Source organism: Methylobacterium sp. M6A4_1b (assembly GCF_053345175.1).
On the sequence record NZ_JBKEZQ010000012.1, the window covers coordinates 22,380 to 38,595 of the forward strand.

14 protein-coding genes are annotated in these 16,216 nt (G+C 71.3%); 8 read left to right on the plus strand and 6 right to left on the minus strand.

From position 1 onward, the window contains the following. Window positions 1-53: 53 nt before the first annotated feature. Window positions 54-281: a hypothetical protein gene (locus tag ACLBWX_RS13430; protein WP_447677662.1), complete on the minus strand. Its 228-nt coding sequence runs from the start codon at window positions 279-281 to the stop codon at window positions 54-56. Window positions 282-674: 393 nt separating this feature from the next. Here ACLBWX_RS13430 and ACLBWX_RS13435 point away from each other — a divergent pair, with 393 nt between their 5' ends. The 6 genes from ACLBWX_RS13435 to ACLBWX_RS13460 all read left to right on the plus strand — a co-directional run bounded on the left by ACLBWX_RS13435 (window position 675) and on the right by ACLBWX_RS13460 (window position 6,144). Further along, entirely contained in the window at window positions 675-863 is a 189-nt protein-coding gene (locus ACLBWX_RS13435; RefSeq protein WP_447677557.1) for a hypothetical protein, read from the plus strand. A 704-nt stretch (window positions 864-1,567) separates the two neighbouring features. Then, window positions 1,568-2,614 carry a sulfate ABC transporter substrate-binding protein gene (locus tag ACLBWX_RS13440; RefSeq protein ID WP_447677558.1) on the plus strand — a complete coding sequence of 349 codons (1,047 nt, stop codon included), beginning with the start codon at window positions 1,568-1,570 and terminating at the stop codon, window positions 2,612-2,614. A gap of 82 nt (window positions 2,615-2,696) precedes the next feature. Next, complete coding sequence (cysT, locus tag ACLBWX_RS13445; protein WP_447677559.1) at window positions 2,697-3,551, plus strand: sulfate ABC transporter permease subunit CysT; 855 nt, start codon at window positions 2,697-2,699, stop codon at window positions 3,549-3,551. Further along, the gene (gene cysW, locus ACLBWX_RS13450; protein WP_447677560.1) at window positions 3,544-4,428 is read left to right on the plus strand and encodes a sulfate ABC transporter permease subunit CysW; all 885 of its coding nucleotides are present in this window, start codon (window positions 3,544-3,546) and stop codon (window positions 4,426-4,428) included. Before cysT ends, cysW begins: the two co-directional genes overlap by 8 nt. A 79-nt stretch (window positions 4,429-4,507) precedes the next feature. After that, window positions 4,508-5,494 carry a sulfate/molybdate ABC transporter ATP-binding protein gene (locus ACLBWX_RS13455; protein WP_447677663.1) on the plus strand — a complete coding sequence of 329 codons (987 nt, stop codon included), beginning with the start codon at window positions 4,508-4,510 and terminating at the stop codon, window positions 5,492-5,494. Between the two features lie 89 nt (window positions 5,495-5,583). After that, window positions 5,584-6,144 carry a DUF4337 domain-containing protein gene (locus ACLBWX_RS13460; RefSeq protein WP_056472524.1) on the plus strand — a complete coding sequence of 187 codons (561 nt, stop codon included), beginning with the start codon at window positions 5,584-5,586 and terminating at the stop codon, window positions 6,142-6,144. A gap of 51 nt (window positions 6,145-6,195) precedes the next feature. On the opposite strand, the gene ACLBWX_RS13465 is transcribed toward ACLBWX_RS13460, so the two are convergent. Both ACLBWX_RS13465 and ACLBWX_RS13470 read right to left on the minus strand, forming a co-directional pair. Continuing rightward, a complete protein-coding gene (locus tag ACLBWX_RS13465; protein ID WP_447677561.1) occupies window positions 6,196-8,526 on the minus strand; it encodes a Tex family protein in 2,331 nt (776 codons plus the stop codon). Between the two features lie 210 nt (window positions 8,527-8,736). Continuing rightward, window positions 8,737-10,212 carry a glucan biosynthesis protein gene (locus ACLBWX_RS13470; protein ID WP_447677664.1) on the minus strand — a complete coding sequence of 492 codons (1,476 nt, stop codon included), beginning with the start codon at window positions 10,210-10,212 and terminating at the stop codon, window positions 8,737-8,739. A 226-nt stretch (window positions 10,213-10,438) separates the two neighbouring features. Here ACLBWX_RS13470 and mdoH point away from each other — a divergent pair, with 226 nt between their 5' ends. After that, window positions 10,439-12,373, plus strand: a complete 1,935-nt coding sequence (gene mdoH, locus ACLBWX_RS13475; protein ID WP_447677562.1) for a glucans biosynthesis glucosyltransferase MdoH — start codon at window positions 10,439-10,441, stop codon at window positions 12,371-12,373. 15 nt (window positions 12,374-12,388) lie between these two features. Here the strand turns inward: mdoH and ACLBWX_RS13480 are convergent, their stop codons facing one another. Both ACLBWX_RS13480 and ACLBWX_RS13485 read right to left on the minus strand, forming a co-directional pair. Next, window positions 12,389-12,811 (minus strand): hypothetical protein, encoded by a 423-nt coding sequence (locus ACLBWX_RS13480; protein WP_447677563.1) that lies wholly within the window; start codon window positions 12,809-12,811, stop codon window positions 12,389-12,391. A gap of 136 nt (window positions 12,812-12,947) precedes the next feature. Next, on the minus strand, window positions 12,948-14,129 hold the full coding sequence (locus ACLBWX_RS13485; protein WP_447677564.1) for a trans-sulfuration enzyme family protein: 1,182 nt from the start codon (window positions 14,127-14,129) through the stop codon (window positions 12,948-12,950). 136 nt (window positions 14,130-14,265) lie between these two features. Between ACLBWX_RS13485 and ACLBWX_RS13490 the strand changes: the two genes are divergently transcribed. Beyond that, complete coding sequence (locus ACLBWX_RS13490) at window positions 14,266-14,799, plus strand: TspO/MBR family protein (RefSeq protein WP_447677565.1); 534 nt, start codon at window positions 14,266-14,268, stop codon at window positions 14,797-14,799. 45 nt (window positions 14,800-14,844) lie between these two features. On the opposite strand, the gene hemA is transcribed toward ACLBWX_RS13490, so the two are convergent. Beyond that, complete coding sequence (hemA, locus tag ACLBWX_RS13495) at window positions 14,845-16,182, minus strand: 5-aminolevulinate synthase (RefSeq protein WP_243214510.1); 1,338 nt, start codon at window positions 16,180-16,182, stop codon at window positions 14,845-14,847. Between the last annotated feature and the right edge of the window lie 34 nt (window positions 16,183-16,216).

Genomic DNA, 16,216 nt, shown 5'->3' on the forward strand with positions numbered 1-16,216 from the left:
CGGGTGTCGGCGCGGGTGTCGGACGGCGTTCGCCCCGCGCGCAGGCGACGAACTCAGGCGCTGGTGACGGCCGCGAGGGCGTGATCGTTGCCGTGCAGGCCGGCGCACAGATCATCAATCTCCGCGAGATCGAGTGCATCGCCGGAATCGCTCGCGATTGCGTCGATCAGGTGATCCTGATGCGGACTAAACGGATGTCCCTGAAGCCGATAGAATTGATAATAGCGAAGCGCGGCTAATACAGCATCACGTTCCCGGTCTGTAATTGTAATATTCTGCATGCCGGTTATAATTCCCGTTGTTGGTTGCGGGAGTTCGAAAACAACCACTCTGCGGCGCCGTGAGCTTGGATGTTGTAAGCGAATCTCACCGGATTCGTCCACAACCGGAAACCATCCGTTAGCCATCCCGACCCTCGGGCGTCCCGGTTCCGAACGGCCAAGTCTTTGTCCGATCGCTGTTTCCCCATGCGGTCGACCGCGGAGGATTTTTTTAACACCGCCCTTCGATCCGAAGCGCTTGACAACCTTTGATAAGGCACGTCGCGCCGTCGGGCGGCGACGGAGGCGGATCCTCGTAGCGTCAGCTTATCCTTAACCGATCGGTGCGATTGTCACGCTTCGGCCGCGTCTGCCTCCGGCACGCCGCGGATGGTCGAGGACGGGGTCCGATTCATGCCCAAGACCCGAAGCGAATGCGATTCGGACACGGATGCGGCGCGTCCCGTCATGCCGACGCTGAGCCCCGGCATCCGCCGTCACCTCGGGCACGCCCTGCGCACGGCCTACGCCGACATCCTGGCCGATCCGCCGGGCGCACGGCTCGAGGCGCTGCTCGCGCGCCTCGGCAAGAGAAAGGGCTGAGCCCACGCGGTGTGGCGCGTTTACCGCGTTTCCGGATGTTCCCGTGTCCTGTGCGGGAATTCACTGACGGTTCACGCCGGGACGGGTAGGTGAGCGTTGATCCGACGCGCGCATGCACTCCGCGGCGCGCTCACATGAAGCCGCTCCATGATCACGCTCGCCCTCGTCGTCGTCGGCAACATCCTGCTGGCGTCCCTGTTCTCGCTGATCGCCGTCGCGGCGGACTGAGCGGCCGGACGTTTCGCGCCGACGCGCGAGGCCGGCGCACCCAAACCTTCCAACGAATCGATCCGTCCCGCTGCCCGCGCCGTTCGATCGCCGAGGCGCGTCGGGCCTCGCCCCGGTGCCATGGCGACCGCGGCACGGGAATCGGCACGCAGCCAGGCGCGGCCGACAGCCATGCTATGCGCACCGGCCGATGTCCCGTGACCGGATAAAATCTGGCGCAACGTCCTTTCTATAGAACCCGCGGACAACGAACAGGTTCTTCTCTCGCGGCGTTCGGAGAGAGGACTCCGTTCTCCTTCGCGAAAAAGCATCCTCCGCCAGAGCGAATGCGGGGAACGGATCTGTTCCGGCCGCCTTGTCCCGCCGAGCCGTGGTGCTTGACAACGTTCGTTAAAACGAACGAAACCAGCGTCGCCGGAACGGTGAGGCGGTTGCTTCCGCTCCGGCCGCCTAAGCCAGATTCGGAGCCCCCCCCCGTGAGCGAGACTTCTTCCCGGACCACCGGACGCCCCCGCCGCCATGCGCTCCTGCTCGGCGCCGGCCTCGCCGCGGCCCTGCTCGCGCCCACCCTGGCCTGCGCCCAGACCGAGCTCCTGAACGTCTCCTACGATCCGACCCGCGAGCTCTACCGTGAGATCAACGCGGCCTTCTCCGAGGAGTGGAAGGCCAGGACCGGCGAGACCCTCACGGTGCGCGCCGCCCATGGCGGCTCGGGCTCGCAGGCCCGGACCGTGATCGACGGCATCCCGGCCGACGTGGTGACCCTCGGCATTCCGTCCGACATCGACGCGATCAGCCGGATCTCGAAGAAGATCGTCCCCGACTGGCGCACCAAGCTGCCCAACCAGGGCCTGCCCTACACCTCCACGGTGGTGTTCCTCGTGCGCAAGGGCAATCCGAAGGGCGTGAAGGACTGGGGCGACCTCGTGAAGCCCGACATCAAGGTCATCACGCCGAACCCCAAGACCTCGGCGGGCGGGCGCTGGAACTTCCTCGCGGCCTGGGGCTACGCCTACGAGAAGGAAGGCAGGAACGCCGACAAGGCCAATGCCTTCGTGGGCGAGGTCTACAAGAACGTTCCCGTCCTCGACACCGGCGCCCGCGGCTCCACCGTGACCTTCGCGCAGCGGGGCCTGGGCGACGTGCTGCCCACCTGGGAGAACGAGGCCTACCTCGTCTTCGAGGAATTCGGCCGCGACAAGTTCGATGTCGTGGTGCCGCCGACCTCGATCTACGCCGAGCCGCCGGTCGCCCTGGTCGACGCCAATGTCGACAAGAAGGGAACCCGTCGCCAAGCCGAGGCTTATCTCCAGTTCCTCTATTCGGACCGGGCGCAGGCCATCTTCGCCAAGCACCATTACCGTCCGCTCAACCGGGCGGCGGCCAAGCCCGAGGATCTGGCGCAGCTGCCCGAGCTGAAGCTGTTCAAGATCGAGGACCTGCAGGGCGACTGGGACGAGATCCAGAAGAAGAATTTCGACAACGGGGGCCTGTTCGACCAGCTGAGCAAGGCGGGACGCTGACGCAGCGCCCCGTCGCCCCCTCCCTGCGCGGGGCCCGAGGCCTGCGCCGGGAGGGGGTTCGCCCTTGCAACAGGATACCCCCATGGCTCCGCCCAAGCGCGCCAAGCGGCGCTTTCTCCGCCCGAGCGTGATCCCCGGTTTCGGGCTCGCCTTCGGCTACACCCTCACCTGCCTCGGCCTGATCGTGCTGCTGCCCCTGGCGGCCCTGGTCACCCGGGCCTCCGGTCTCGGCCTGGCGGGGATCTGGGAGGTCGCCACCGATCCGCGGGTCGCCAGCGCCCTGCGGGTCAGCTTCGGCGTCTCGCTGCTGGCGGCGCTGACCGCCTCGGTGTTCGGCTTCCTCATCGCCTGGGTGCTGACCCGCTACCGGTTCCCGGGGCGTCGCATCGTCGACGCGGTGGTCGACCTGCCCTTCGCGCTGCCCACGGCCGTCGCCGGCATCGCGCTGGCCGCCCTCTACGCCCCCAACGGCCTCGTCGGCGCGCAGCTGGCGCGGCTCGGGATCGAGGCGGCCTACACCCCGGTGGGCATCTACATCGCCATGGTGTTCATCGGCCTGCCCTTCGCCGTGCGCACCGTGCAGCCGCTGATCGCCGAGATCGACAAGGAGATCGAGGAGGCCTCGGCCACCCTCGGAGCGGGCCGCGCCCACACCCTGGTGCGGGTGGTGCTGCCGCCGCTGATCCCGGCGGTGCTCACGGGCTTCGCCCTCGCCTTCGCGCGGGGAGTCGGCGAGTACGGCTCGATCATCTTCATCGCGGGCAACCTGCCCTACGTCTCCGAGATCGCGCCGCTCCTCATCGTCATCAAGCTGTCCGAGTACGATTACGGCGGCGCCTGCGCCATCGCGACGATCATGCTCGGCATTTCGTTCCTCACCCTCCTCGCCATCAACCTGATCCAGGCCTGGAGCCGACGGAGATTCGGCTATGTCTGAGACCTTCGCCCCCGTGACCCTGACCGAGGCCCGGCCGGCCAGCGTGGTCACCGAGGGGTTCTGGATCCGGGGCCTGCTGATCACGGTCGCGATCCTGTTCCTGGCCCTGTTCCTGGTGCTGCCCCTGGTCACCGTGTTCGCCCAGGCGCTGGCCAAGGGCTTCGGCGCCTACCTGGCGGCCTTCACGGAGGCCGACGCCCACGCGGCGATCCGCCTGACCCTGCTGACAGCGGCCATCGCCGTCCCCTTCAACCTCGTCTTCGGCATCATGGCCTCCTGGGCCATCGCCAAGTTCGAGTTCTGGGGCAAGAACCTGCTGGTCACGCTGATCGACCTGCCGTTCTCGGTCTCGCCGGTGGTCTCGGGCCTGATCTACGTGCTGGTCTTCGGGGCGCAGGGCCTCCTCGGCCCCTGGCTGCTCGCCCACGACCTGCAGGTCATCTTCGCGGTGCCGGGCATCGTGCTGGCGACCATCTTCGTCACCTTCCCGTTCGTCGCCCGCCAGCTCATCCCGCTGATGCAGGAGCAGGGCACGGCGGAGGAGGAGGCGGCCCTGACGCTCGGCGCCTCCGGCTGGCACGCCTTCCGGACGGTGACGCTCCCCAACATCCGCTGGGGCCTCCTCTACAGCGTGCTCCTCTGCAATGCCCGCGCGATGGGCGAATTCGGCGCGGTCTCGGTGGTCTCCGGCCACATCCGGGGCCTCACCAACACCCTGCCGCTCCACGTGGAGATCCTCTACAATGAGTACAACTTCGTTGCCGCTTTCGCCGTCGCCTCCCTCCTGGCCGGCCTCGCCCTCGTCACCCTCCTCGTCAAATCCCTCCTCGAATGGCGCTACGCCGACGAGATCAAGGCCGGTGCCCGGGGCCACTGAGGGGGGGGCCTCCGAGCGGGCGGGCGGCTCCACCGCCATCCGCGTCGAGAACCTCTCGAAGACCTTCGACACGGCCGCCGTGCTGCACGACTTCTCGCTGGACGTGCGGGCCGGCGAACTCCTGGCCCTGCTCGGCCCCTCGGGCTCGGGCAAGACCACGCTGCTGCGCATCATCGCGGGCCTCGATTTCCCCGATGACGGCCGCATCGTGTTCGGAGCCGAGGACGCGACCCGGCTCCCCGTGCAGCAGCGCGCGGTGGGCTTCGTGTTCCAGCACTACGCCCTGTTCAAGCACATGAGCGTGGCCGAGAACATCGCCTACGGGCTCAACGCCCGGAAGCGGTCCGAGCGTCCGGCCAAGGCCGAGATCAAGCGCCGGGTCGGCGACCTCCTCGATCTCATCAAGCTCTCCGGCTTCGCCGACCGCTATCCGAGCCAGCTTTCCGGCGGCCAGCGTCAGCGCATCGCGCTGGCCCGGGCGCTGGCGGTGGAGCCCCGCGTCCTGCTGCTCGACGAGCCGTTCGGCGCCCTCGACGCCCAGGTGCGCAAGGATCTGCGCCGCTGGCTGCGCGAGATCCACGACCGCACCGGCCAGACCACCATCTTCGTCACCCACGACCAGGACGAGGCCCTGGAGCTCTCCGACCGGGTCGCCGTGCTCGACAAGGGCCGCCTGGAACAGGTCGGCACGCCGGACGAGGTCCAGGAGGCGCCGGTCTCCGCCACCGTGCTGAAGTTCCTCGGCGACACGATCGAGGTCGAGGCGATCGCCCAAGGGGGCGAGGTCCGCGTCGATGGCCGCCTGACTCCGGTGCGGGCACCCGGCGGCCTCGTCGGCCCGGTCAAGCTCTATGCCCGCCCCTGGCAGCTCCAGTTCGCGGACGGCGACGGGGCGCATCTCCAGGGCGTCGTGCGCTCGTCCTACCGCACCCAGGGGCGCCAGCGTATCGAGGTCGACCGGCCCGAGGGCAAGACCGTGGTGGTGGAGGCCGCCGACACCCACCGCTTCGCCGCCGGCAGCCCGGTGGGCCTGCGGATCACCGGCGGCCACGTGTTTCCGAACTAGCGCCGGTTTTCCGGGCTGACGGGAAAGCGTCTTGCGCTCGCCGGCGCAATCGGGTGTGACTGCCGCCGTCCAGATCAGGAGGAGGCAGCATGTCGGGTGGTCACGGGGCGGGCGGCAGTTCGAACAAGCGCGTGGCGCTGCTGATCTCGGTGCTGGCGCTGTTCCTGGCGCTGGCCGAGACCCTGGCGAAGGGTGCGCAGACCGATGCCCTCGGGGCCAATGTCGAGGCCTCCAACCAATGGGCCTACTTCCAGGCCCGCACCATCCGCGGCACCGTCCTCAAGACCGCCGACGAGACCCTGGCGCTGCTGCCGCCGGAGGTGGCGAATTCCGAGGCGGTGAAGGCCAAGCGCGCCGAGTGGGCCAAGACCATGGCCCGCTGGGACAGCGAGCCCGCCACCGGCGAGGGGCGCAAGGAACTGGCCGAGAAGGCGCGGCACTCGCAGGAGGTGCGCGACCTCGCCCTGCACCGCTACCACCATTACGAGTTCGCCTCGGCCGCCTTCCAGATCGGCATCGTGCTGGCCTCGGCGGAGGTCATCACCGGCATCTTCGCCCTGGTGGTCGGCGGCGGGCTCCTGGGCATCGCCGGGCTGGCCCTCCTCGGCTTCGGCCTCTACGCGCCGCACGCGCTGCCGTTCTTCCACTGATACCGGACCCCGACGGGCCTGACGCAGCGAGGTCTGCCCGCGCGGCGGCGCTCAGCGCTTCGGCATTCCCTTGGCGAGGGCCGCGCGCCGCAGGGCCTCGGCCAGGGCGCCGCCCGCCTCGGGGGCCGGTGCCGATGCCGCCCGCGGGGCGGGTCTCGCCGGCGGAGCGGCCGGCGCCTCGCGGCGGGCGGCGGGACGCGGAGCACCGGCTTCGTCCGAGCGCATGGTGAGGGCGATGCGCTTGCGGTTGGGGTCGACCTCGACCACCCGCACCTGCACCACGTCGCCGGGCTTCACCACCTCGCGCGGGTCCTTCACGAAGCGGTCGGCCAGCATCGAGATGTGCACCAGCCCGTCCTGGTGCACCCCGACATCCACGAAGGCGCCGAAGGCCGCCACGTTGGTGACGACGCCCTCGAGGCGCATGCCCGGCTTCAGGTCGGAGATCTTCTCGACGCCCTCCTGGAAGGTCGCGGTCCTGAAGGCCGGGCGCGGGTCGCGGCCCGGCTTCTCCAGCTCCGACAGGATGTCGGTGACGGTGGGCAGGCCGAAGGTCGCGTCGGTGAAGGTTTTCGGGTCCAGGCTCCGCAGCGCGCCGGTATTGCCGATCAGCGCCTGGATCGGCTGGCCGGTGGCGGCCAGGATCCGGCGCACCACCGGGTAGGCCTCCGGGTGCACGCCCGAGGCGTCGAGGGGATCGCTCCCGTCGCGGATGCGCAGGAAGCCGGCGGCGAGTTCGTAGGCCTTGGGCCCGAGCCCCGCCACCTTCTTCAGGCTGGCGCGGCTGCGGAACGGGCCGTGGGCGTCCCGATGCACGATGATGTTGGAAGCGACCCGCGCGGTCAGGCCCGAGACCCGCGCCAGCAGCGGCGCCGATGCGGTGTTCACGTCGACCCCGACGCCGTTCACGCAATCCTCCACCACGGCGTCGAGGGAGCGCGCGAGCTTCCCCTCGGCCAGATCGTGCTGGTACTGGCCGACGCCGATGGCCTTCGGCTCGATCTTGACGAGCTCGGCCAGGGGATCCTGCAGGCGCCGGGCGATGGAGACCGCGCCGCGGATCGAGACGTCGAGCTCGGGCAGCTCCGCGCTGGCATAGGCGGAGGCCGAGTAGACCGAGGCGCCGGCCTCCGAGACCATCACCTTGGTGAGTTTCAGCTCGGGCTGCTTGGCGATGAGCTCGGCGGCGAGCTTGTCGGTCTCCCGCGAGGCGGTGCCGTTGCCGATGGCGACGAGCTCCACCTTGTGCGCCCGGCAGAGCTTGGCCAGGGCGATCAGGGCGCCGTTCCAGTCGCGGCGCGGCTCGTGCGGGTAGATCGTGTCGGTGGCCACCACCTTGCCGGTGGCATCGACCACCGCGACCTTCACCCCGGTGCGGAAGCCCGGGTCGAGTCCGAGGGTCGGCCGCGTCCCGGCCGGGGCCGCGAGCAGGAGGTCGCGCAGGTTTCCGGCGAAGACCGTGACCGCGCCGGCCTCGGCCACCGCCCAGAGGCGGGCGCGCAGGTCCGTGTCGAGGGCGGGCTTCAGGCGGGTCCTCCAGGCGCGCCGGACCGTCTCCATCAGGAAGGCGTCGCCCGCCCGTCCCTGGTCGCGGATGCCGAAGGTTTTCGCGATGCGCAGTTCCTGCGATCCGGGCTGGCCCTTGGCCGGCGCCTCGCCCAGCGCGTCGGCGATGGCGAGGTCGAGCACCTCCTCCTTCTCGCCGCGGAACAGGGCGAGGATGCGATGCGAGGGCAGCTTCGCGAGGGCTTCCGAGAAGTCGAAGTAATCCGAGAACTTCTCGCCGGCGGCGGCCTTGCCGGCCTTCACGGTGGCGACCATCCGGCCGCGCTGCCAGCCGGTCTCGCGCAGCGCGCCGACCAGCTCCGGGTCCTCGCTGAAGCGCTCGATCAGGATGGCGCGCGCGCCCTCCAGGGCGGCCTCGACGTCGGCGACGCCCCTGCCCGCATCGACGTAGGCCCGGGCGGCGCCCTCGGGGGATTGCTCGGGCCGGGCGAGGAGGGCTTCGGCGAGGGGTTCGAGCCCGGCCTCGCGGGCGACCTGCGCCTTCGTCCGGCGCTTCACCTTGAAGGGCAGGTAGAGGTCCTCCAGCCGGGCCTTGGTGTCGGCGGCGAGGATCCGGGCCTTCAGCCCGGCCTCCAGCTTGCCCTGGGCCTCGATCGCCTCCAGCACGGCGGCCCGGCGGGCTTCCAGGTCGCGCAGATAGGCGAGGCGCTCCTCCAGGGTGCGCAGCTGCGCGTCGTCCAGGGTGCCGGTGACCTCCTTGCGGTAGCGGGCGATGAACGGCACCGTCGCGCCGCCGTCGAGCAGGTCGACCGCGGCCTTCACCTGCCATTCCGCGACGCCGAGTTCGGCGGCGAGACTCGTGTTGATGGCGGCCATGAGGCGTCTCCGGGTGGGGCCGGGTGTCTACAGGGCCGCCCACCGGGCGGTCAAACCCGGCGCCTCGAGAAACCCTGCACGCCCTGCCGGCTCGTCCCTGCCGGGACGCCTCACGCGCTTCGGCCGATTTTTCCAGCCTTCCGCGGCGAGGCCCCGGACGGACCCCGTCTCCGGTCCCCCCGCCCCGATCGGCCCGAGGCCGCCGGAACCTCAGGCGACCATGTCCCAGGTCTCGGTCACGGCGCGGCCGTCCTGGACGAGGCGGGCGCGCAGGATCGCGTCGCCGGCCGGCATCGGCGCGGGCGGGCGCCACTCGACGTAGAGCCGCCAGCCGCCGGTCTGAGGCACGAACTCCACCACCGGGTCGACCAGGGTGCCGGCGCTCGCCGAGACGTCGGCGGCCAGCACCGTCCCACGGTCGGCGGGCAGGCCCGGCCCCGCGAAATCGACGACGTAGAGTCTGCGATGCGGGCTCGGCGGCGTCGTCGGGCGCAGGCGCTCGGCCGAGCCGACGCGCGTGGAGACGACGCGGCCGAGGAGACCGGGCACGGCCGCCGCCGGCTCCGCGCCGATCGTCGTGAGACGGTAGGACACGTTCCGCTCGGTCCCGGCCGGTACGGAGGCGCCGGGCACGAAGGCCGCCACGATGTTGTCCATGTACTCCTCGCGCGACGGGATCTCGAACAGCCGGACCGCACCGGCTCCGAACCCCGATTCCGGCGTGACCCAGAGCCCGGGGCGCGCCTCGTGCCGGGCCTGCACGTCGAGATAGGCGGGAAAGTCGCGCGCGCGCTGGAGCAGGCCGAAGCCCTCCAGCGGGTCGACCCCGAAGGCCGAGATCTGCGGCTGCGCCCGGCCATTGACGAGAGGCCGCCACAGCCGCTCGCCCCGGGTCACCACCGACAGTCCGTCGGAATCATGCACCTGCGGACGGAAATCGTCGAACGGCTCGGCCCCGCGTCCGCCGGGCCCGTTTTCCCCGTGCAGGAACATGCTGGTGAGGGGGGCGAGCCCGAGATGGTCGAGGGCGGCGCGGGGGTGCAGCGACGCCTCGACCCGCATCACCGAGGGGTCGCTGGGCTCTACGCGGAAGCGGTAGGCCCCGGCCAGGCTCGGTGAGTCGAGCAGCGCCCAGATCTCGATGGTCCGGGACTCGGCTTCCGGCTCGCGGATCCAGAAGGCGGTGAAGTCCGGGAATTCCTCCGCGCCCGGTCCCCCGGTGCGGATCGCGGCGCCGCGGGCCGAGAGTCCGTATTCCTGGCCGAACCCGCGCAGCCGGAAGTAGGAGGCGCCGAGGAAGACCAGGAATTCCTCCTGGTCGCCCGGCCGGTCGTCCGCGAAGGCGTAGTGCAGCCGGAAGCCGGCAAAGCCGAGATCCGGCGCGAAGCTCTGCCCCTTCAGGTCCGGCCCGAGGTCGAACAGGTCCGGCGCGTAGGGGATGGCCCGGGCCGGGCCGTCGCGGGGCTGCAGGTACAGGGCGACGCGCTTGCGCTGCAGGAAGCCGCGATGGAACAGCTGGGCCGAGAAGCGGCGGCCGAGGGACAGGCTCGCCTCCGGCCGGAAGGTGATGGCGCGGTAGCCGTCATAGGACAGTCCCGCCAGGGCCGGCGGCAGATCGTCCTGCGGCGCCCGGTAGGGGCCTGCCGCGAGGGTGCGCGCCTTCGCCTTCACGGCCTCGAATGTTATGGGGTCGAGGGCCTCCGCGCGCGTTCGGCCCGCATTCAGATCATGCGCGGTAGGCAGGATCATCCCGACGGCCGCGCTGAGCGTGGTCCGCAGGGCCTGCCGCCGCGAGAAGGGTACGGTCCACCCGGATCCTTCGAGACCCTCGCCATCGTGCATCGCTTCCCCTTCGCCGGCATCGCGCCCGGTGGTGGATCGCGGTGTCCCTCCTTCGAGTTTCCCGCGCCCCATGTCCCACAGGTTGTCGCACGACGCTTCGGCTGCCGAAATCCCGGGTCCGCTGGAAATCGCTCCCGAGGCGGCCGCCGGAGCTTCCGCCCCCTCGTCCGCCCTTTCGCCCGCCGGCTTCCTGGGCCGCCGCCTGCTGCTGGCCCTGCCGCCGCTCGCCCTGGGAGCGGCCGTCACCGCCCTGGCGCTGGCCGCCTACGGAACGCCGTCCGGTCTCCTCGGCGCGGCTTTGCTGGGGCTGTTCGCCCTCGTCATGACCTGGCAGGCCTTCGTGGCCTGGCAATACGTCTACGGCCTCGTCGCCACGGCCTTCGGCGACCGGGCGAAATCCGCCCTGGAGCGCCGCTCCCTCACCATCCCGGCGGAGGCCTCGGGCCTGAGCCGCACGGCCGCGGTCGTGGCGATCCACGCCGAGGACGCGGTCGCGGTGTTCGCGGCCCTGCGCGTGATGGCCCGCTCGCTGCAGCGGGCCGGGGGCGATGGCGGCGACATCGACATCTTCGTCCTCTCCGACACGCGGGACGGCGCCATCGCGGCGGTGGAGGAGCATGAATTCGCGCGCATCGAGGCCTGGACCCGCCAGCACGGCCCCGGCCTGCCGCGGATCCGCTACCGCCGGCGCCGGGACAATGCCGGCCGCAAGGCCGGCAACATCGCCGAGTTCTGCAAGACCCACGGGCCCGAATACGACTTCATGATCGTGCTCGACGCCGACAGCCTGATGACCGGCAGCGCCATGCGCCGCCTGGCCCGGCTGATGGAGGAGAGCCCCCGCGTCGGCCTGATCCAGACCGTGTCCTACGCCACCGGGCGCGACACCCTGTTCGCCCGCATCCAGCAATTCGCCGTGCGGCTCTACGCGCCTCTGGCGATCCGCTGCCTGGAGACCTGGCAGGGGCCGGACGGCAGCTACTGGGGCCACAACGCGATTCTGCGGGTCGCGGCCTTCGCCGACAACGCCGAGCTCCCCGTCCTGCCCGGCAAGGCGCCGCTCGGCGGCGAGATCCTGTGCCACGACATCGTCGAGGGGGCGCTGCTGCGCCGGGCCGGCTGGGAGGTCCGCCTGCTCCCGGAGATGGGCGGCACCTGGGAGGAGATGCCCACGAACCTCGTCGATCTCCTCGGGCGCGAGCGCCGCTGGTGCCAGGGCAACATGCAGCATCTGCGCGTCACCGCGATGCCCGGCCTGCGCCCGGCCAGCCGCTGGCACCTCGCCGTCGGCATCCTGTCCTACATGGCCTGCCCGCTCTGGGTCCTGTTCCTCGCCCTCGGAACGCTCCAGGCGGCGCGGAGCGGCGACCTCGGCCTCCTCGGCTACGGTCTCACCGGAACGGGCGCCGCCGCCCATGCGCTGGCCGCCCTCGTCCTGGCGATTCTGGCCCTGCCGAAACTCCTCAGCCTCGGCCACGTCCTGGCTTCGCGCGAACGGCGCGCGGCCTTCGGCGGCACCGCATCGCTCCTGAAGAGCGCCGCCCTCGAACAGGCGGTCTGGGTCCTGCTCTGGCCGGTGATGACCCTGTTCGCGGCGGGCGCCGTCGCCACCACCTTCGTCGGCCGCGTGGTGCGCTGGGACGCGCAGGTCCGCGACGACCGCCGCGTGCCCTGGGCCGAAGCCTGCCGGCTCCAGGTCGACACCCTCGTGGCGGGCGCCCTCCTGGCGGCCGGCCTCGCCTGGGCCGGCGATGTCTGGCTCGCCCTCTGGATGGCGCCGGTGGTGATCGGCCTGCTGTCGAGCCCGGCCCAGAGCGTGCTGACCAGCAGCGCCCGCCTCGGCCGGATCTCGCAGGGCCGCCGCCTGTTCCTGACGGTGGACGACACCGCCCGCGCCCCGGAGCTCACCGCCCTGGCCCACAGCCGGGGCGGGGCGCCCGAGCCCGGCCGCGGCCGGCCGCAGCCCGCCTGGATCGCCGACGAGGTCCCGGTCTCGTCGCGCTGAGGTGGGCGTGTCGTCCTACTTCTGCTCGAGCACCTTGATCGGGTCGGTGCGCTGGGCGGGGCTCGGCTCCTTCGTGACGCTGCTGGCGCCCCGGCCGGCGCGCGGATCGTCGGGCTGCTTCGGCAGGCCGGTACCGCTCGCGAGTTCGAGGCAGGTCACCATCTCGACGTAGGACGGGAAGCCGCCCGCCTCGAACTGCTTCTCGCACTGGCGCTTGGCGGCCGGGGTGAATTCGCTCCAGCGGCGCTTGACCTCGTCGCGGGAGGCCCGCTCGGAGCGCAGGCACCCCTCCTGGCTGGCATTGTCGCTGACGCTCGCGGACGCCGCCGACTTGCAGGTCCGCTCGATGTTCAGGTCCGGCGGCCCGCCCTCGGCCCGGGCGGGGGCGCCGAGGAGCAGGAGGGCGAGGGCTCCGGAGAGGAGGACGGGCTTCATCATGGTCGGGTGGTCTCTCGGGGCATGATCCCGCCCCGGCATCCGGGCAGGGAATCGGTCAAGGGTAATCGGGCAAGGAATCCGGGTCGGGATCTGCCGCACCAACGCGCGAACGCCCTCCGCGGCACCACCGAAACGTTCAGGCGCCCCGCAGGGCCGCGTCGAGGTCGGCGAACAGGTCGTCCACCGCCTCGATCCCGGTGGAGAGGCGCAAGAGATCGGGCGGACAGGGCGAGTCCGGTCCCTCCACCGAGGCGCGGTGCTCGATCAGGCTCTCGACGCCGCCGAGGGAGGTGGCCCGCTTCCACAGCCGCACCCGCGCCGCCGCGCGGATCGCCGCCGCCTCGCCGTCGCGCACCCGGATCGACAGCATGAAGCCGAAGCCGCCCTCCATCTGCCGGGCCGCCACCGCGTGGCCGGGATCGTCCGGCAGGCCGGGATAGAGCACGTGCGAGAGACATGGGTGCCCCTGGAAGCGGCGCGCGAGTTCGGCGGCCCCGGCCGATTGCGCCGCCGCCCGCAACGGCAGGGTGCGCAGCGAGCGCATCAGCAGGTAGGCCTCGAACGGACCCAGGATCGCGCCGCCGCCGGAGCGGATCGCGACGAGGCGCTCCCAGAACCCGTCCGCCCGGGCCCCGGCGAGCACGCCCGCCACCACGTCGGAATGGCCGTTCAGGATCTTGGTGGCCGAGTGCATCACGAGGTCGGCGCCCAGCGTCAGCGGCCGGGTGTGGATCGGCGAGGCCGCGGTGGAATCGACGGCGAGCCGCGCGCCCGCCGCCTGCGCGAGGCGGGCGGCTTGCGCGATGTCGGTGACCGTCCAGAGCGGGTTGCCCGGGGTCTCGATCCAGACGAGCTTCGTGGCGCCCGGCCGGATCGCCCGGTCCAGGGCGGTCGGATCGTCCATGGCGACGAAATCGACCGCGATCCGCCGGCGCGGCATCTCGGCCTGGAGCCAGCGCTTCAGACCCCAATACATCACGCGGGGCGCCACCACGTGGTCGCCGGGCTCCAGGGCGGTGAAGACGGCCGTCGCCGCCGCCATGCCGGAGCCGAACAGCAGGGCGCCGGCGCCGGCGTCCTCCAGCATCGCCAGCACGCTTTCCGCCTCGCGCACCGTGGCGTTGTCGGGCCGGGCATAGGAGAACCCCGAGCTGTAGCCGTTGTCGGGATCGCGCAGGAAGGTGGTGGCGACATGCAGGGGCGCCACCACGCCCCGCGTCACCGGATCGACGCGGCCCAGCGCCTGCGCGGCGAGGCTGCGCTTCGAGGGCACGAGCGGGGCATCCGAAGGAGAGTTCGGCGCGTTCGATTCCGACATGGGCCTGTTTCCGTGAAGTCCGCCTATGACGTGAGCCGCGCCTCGGAAAACGGGCGCGGCGCACGATCGGGGGTTTCGACGGGGGATTCCCGCCCCATCTCCATCCCGAATCTATGACTAAGGAAATCCGTTCGACATGTCCCGCGCACCCGCATCGTCACCGATCCACGTTCCCGCCGAACCCGCCCTCGCCCTGCCCGGGCGCCTGGCGGCGGCGATCCTGCCCGTGGTGGCGACGGCCGTGCTGGGCTCGGTCGCCACGGGACCGAACATCGAGGGCTGGTACGCGGGCCTGACGAAGCCGTCCTTCAACCCGCCGAACTGGGCGTTCCCGGTGGCCTGGACGATCCTCTACGCGATGATCGCGCTCTCGGCCTTCCGGCTCCTCGGGGCGAAGCCGCGCACCGGCCCGACGGTGGGGGCGTGGCGCCTGGCGCTGGCCGCCTTCGCGGCGCAGCTCGCGCTCAACGCCGCCTGGACCCCGACCTTCTTTTCCGCCCACGCCCTCGGGGCCGGCCTGGTGGTCTCGGCCGCGATGTGGGTGATGATCCTCTGGACGATCCGCCTGTCCTGGCGCTTCGACCGGGCGGCGGCGTGGCTCCTGGTGCCCTACGCCGCCTGGGTCGGCTTCGCCACCGTGCTCACCGGGGCGATCTGGCGCCTGAACTGAGCCGGCGGAGACCCGGCCTGGACCGACCCGGCCTGGACCCCCGGCCTACTCGGCGGCCTCGACGAAGACGGTGCCGGCGCGGGGGAGGTCCAGGGTGTCCCAGGTCTCGGTGAGCGCCGCCGTGAGCTTGGCGATGCGGGCATCGTCGTGGAAGGGCGAGGGCGTGATGCGCAGGCGTTCGGTGCCGCGCGGCACGGTGGGGTAGTTGATCGGCTGGATGTAGATGCCGTGATGCTCCAGCAGGTGGTCGGCCGCCGCCTTGCACAGCTCGGCGTCGCCCACCATCACGGGCACGATGTGGGTCTCGGTGTGCAGCACCGGCAGGCCGGCGGCCTCCAGGGCCGCCTTGGTGCGGGCGGCCTGGCGCTGATGCGCCTCGCGCTCGCCGTTCGAGCGCTTGAGGTAGCGCACCGAGGCGATGGCCGCCGCCGCGATGGCCGGCGGCAGGGCGGTGGTGAAGATGAAGCCCGGGGCATGGCTGCGGACCGCGTCGCAGAGGACTGCCGAGCCGGTGATGTACCCGCCGACGCAGCCGAAGCCCTTGGCCAGGGTGCCCTCGATCACGTCGACCCGGTGCATCACCCCGTCGCGCTCACTGATCCCGCCGCCGCGGGGTCCGTAGAGGCCGACCGCGTGGACCTCGTCGAGGTAGGTCAGGGCGCCGTACCGGTCGGCGAGGTCGCAGATCGCGCCGATGTCCGAGACGTCGCCGTCCATGGAATAGACGCTCTCGAAGGCGATCAGCTTCGGGCGGTCGCCCGCCGCGATCAGCAGCTCCTCGAGATGGGCGAGGTCGTTGTGGCGGAAGACGCGCTTCTCGCAGCCCGAATGGCGCACGCCCTCGATCATCGAATTGTGGTTGAAGGCGTCCGACAGGATCAGGCAGTTCGGGATCAGCTTGGCGATGGTGGAGATGCCGGCCTGGTTCGAGACGTAGCCCGAGGTGAAGACCAGGCCCGCCTCCTTGCCGTGCAGGTCGGCGAGCTCCCGCTCCAGGTCGACGAGCGGCGAGTTGTTGCCGGCGATGTTGCGGGTGCCGCCCGCGCCCACGCCGCAGCGGGCGGCGGTGCGGGTCATGGCGCCCACCACGTCCGGGTGCTGGCCCATGCCGAGGTAGTCGTTGGAACACCACACCGTGATCTCGGAGGTGCCGCCGTCGGGCTTGCGCCAATGCGCGGTCGGAAAGCGCCCCGCGATGCGCTCGATGTCGGCGAAGACCCGGTAGCGGCGCTCGCCGTGCAGGCGGTCCAGCGCGGTGCGGAAATGCGACTCGTAGTCGGTCCGGCCCACCGCCCCGGTGTTGCACCCCTGCCCGGATTCCTGGCCCGCTCCCTGCTTGGTGTCGCTGATCTTGATCGTCGCGGGCATGCGGTTCACGGGCATCCGTCCTTCACGCTTGGGCTGAGGGGCCGGCGGT

Coding starts and splice junctions, on each gene's coding strand:
- ACLBWX_RS13430 (WP_447677662.1), bottom strand. CDS start 281: ATGCAGAATATTACAATTACAGACCGGGAACGTGATGCTGTATTAGCC.
- ACLBWX_RS13435 (WP_447677557.1), top strand. CDS start 675: ATGCCCAAGACCCGAAGCGAATGCGATTCGGACACGGATGCGGCGCGT.
- cysT (WP_447677559.1), top strand. CDS start 2,697: ATGGCTCCGCCCAAGCGCGCCAAGCGGCGCTTTCTCCGCCCGAGCGTG.
- cysW (WP_447677560.1), top strand. CDS start 3,544: ATGTCTGAGACCTTCGCCCCCGTGACCCTGACCGAGGCCCGGCCGGCC.
- ACLBWX_RS13460 (WP_056472524.1), top strand. CDS start 5,584: ATGTCGGGTGGTCACGGGGCGGGCGGCAGTTCGAACAAGCGCGTGGCG.
- ACLBWX_RS13465 (WP_447677561.1), bottom strand. CDS start 8,526: ATGGCCGCCATCAACACGAGTCTCGCCGCCGAACTCGGCGTCGCGGAA.
- mdoH (WP_447677562.1), top strand. CDS start 10,439: ATGTCCCACAGGTTGTCGCACGACGCTTCGGCTGCCGAAATCCCGGGT.
- ACLBWX_RS13480 (WP_447677563.1), bottom strand. CDS start 12,811: ATGATGAAGCCCGTCCTCCTCTCCGGAGCCCTCGCCCTCCTGCTCCTC.
- ACLBWX_RS13485 (WP_447677564.1), bottom strand. CDS start 14,129: ATGTCGGAATCGAACGCGCCGAACTCTCCTTCGGATGCCCCGCTCGTG.
- ACLBWX_RS13490 (WP_447677565.1), top strand. CDS start 14,266: ATGTCCCGCGCACCCGCATCGTCACCGATCCACGTTCCCGCCGAACCC.
- hemA (WP_243214510.1), bottom strand. CDS start 16,182: ATGCCCGTGAACCGCATGCCCGCGACGATCAAGATCAGCGACACCAAG.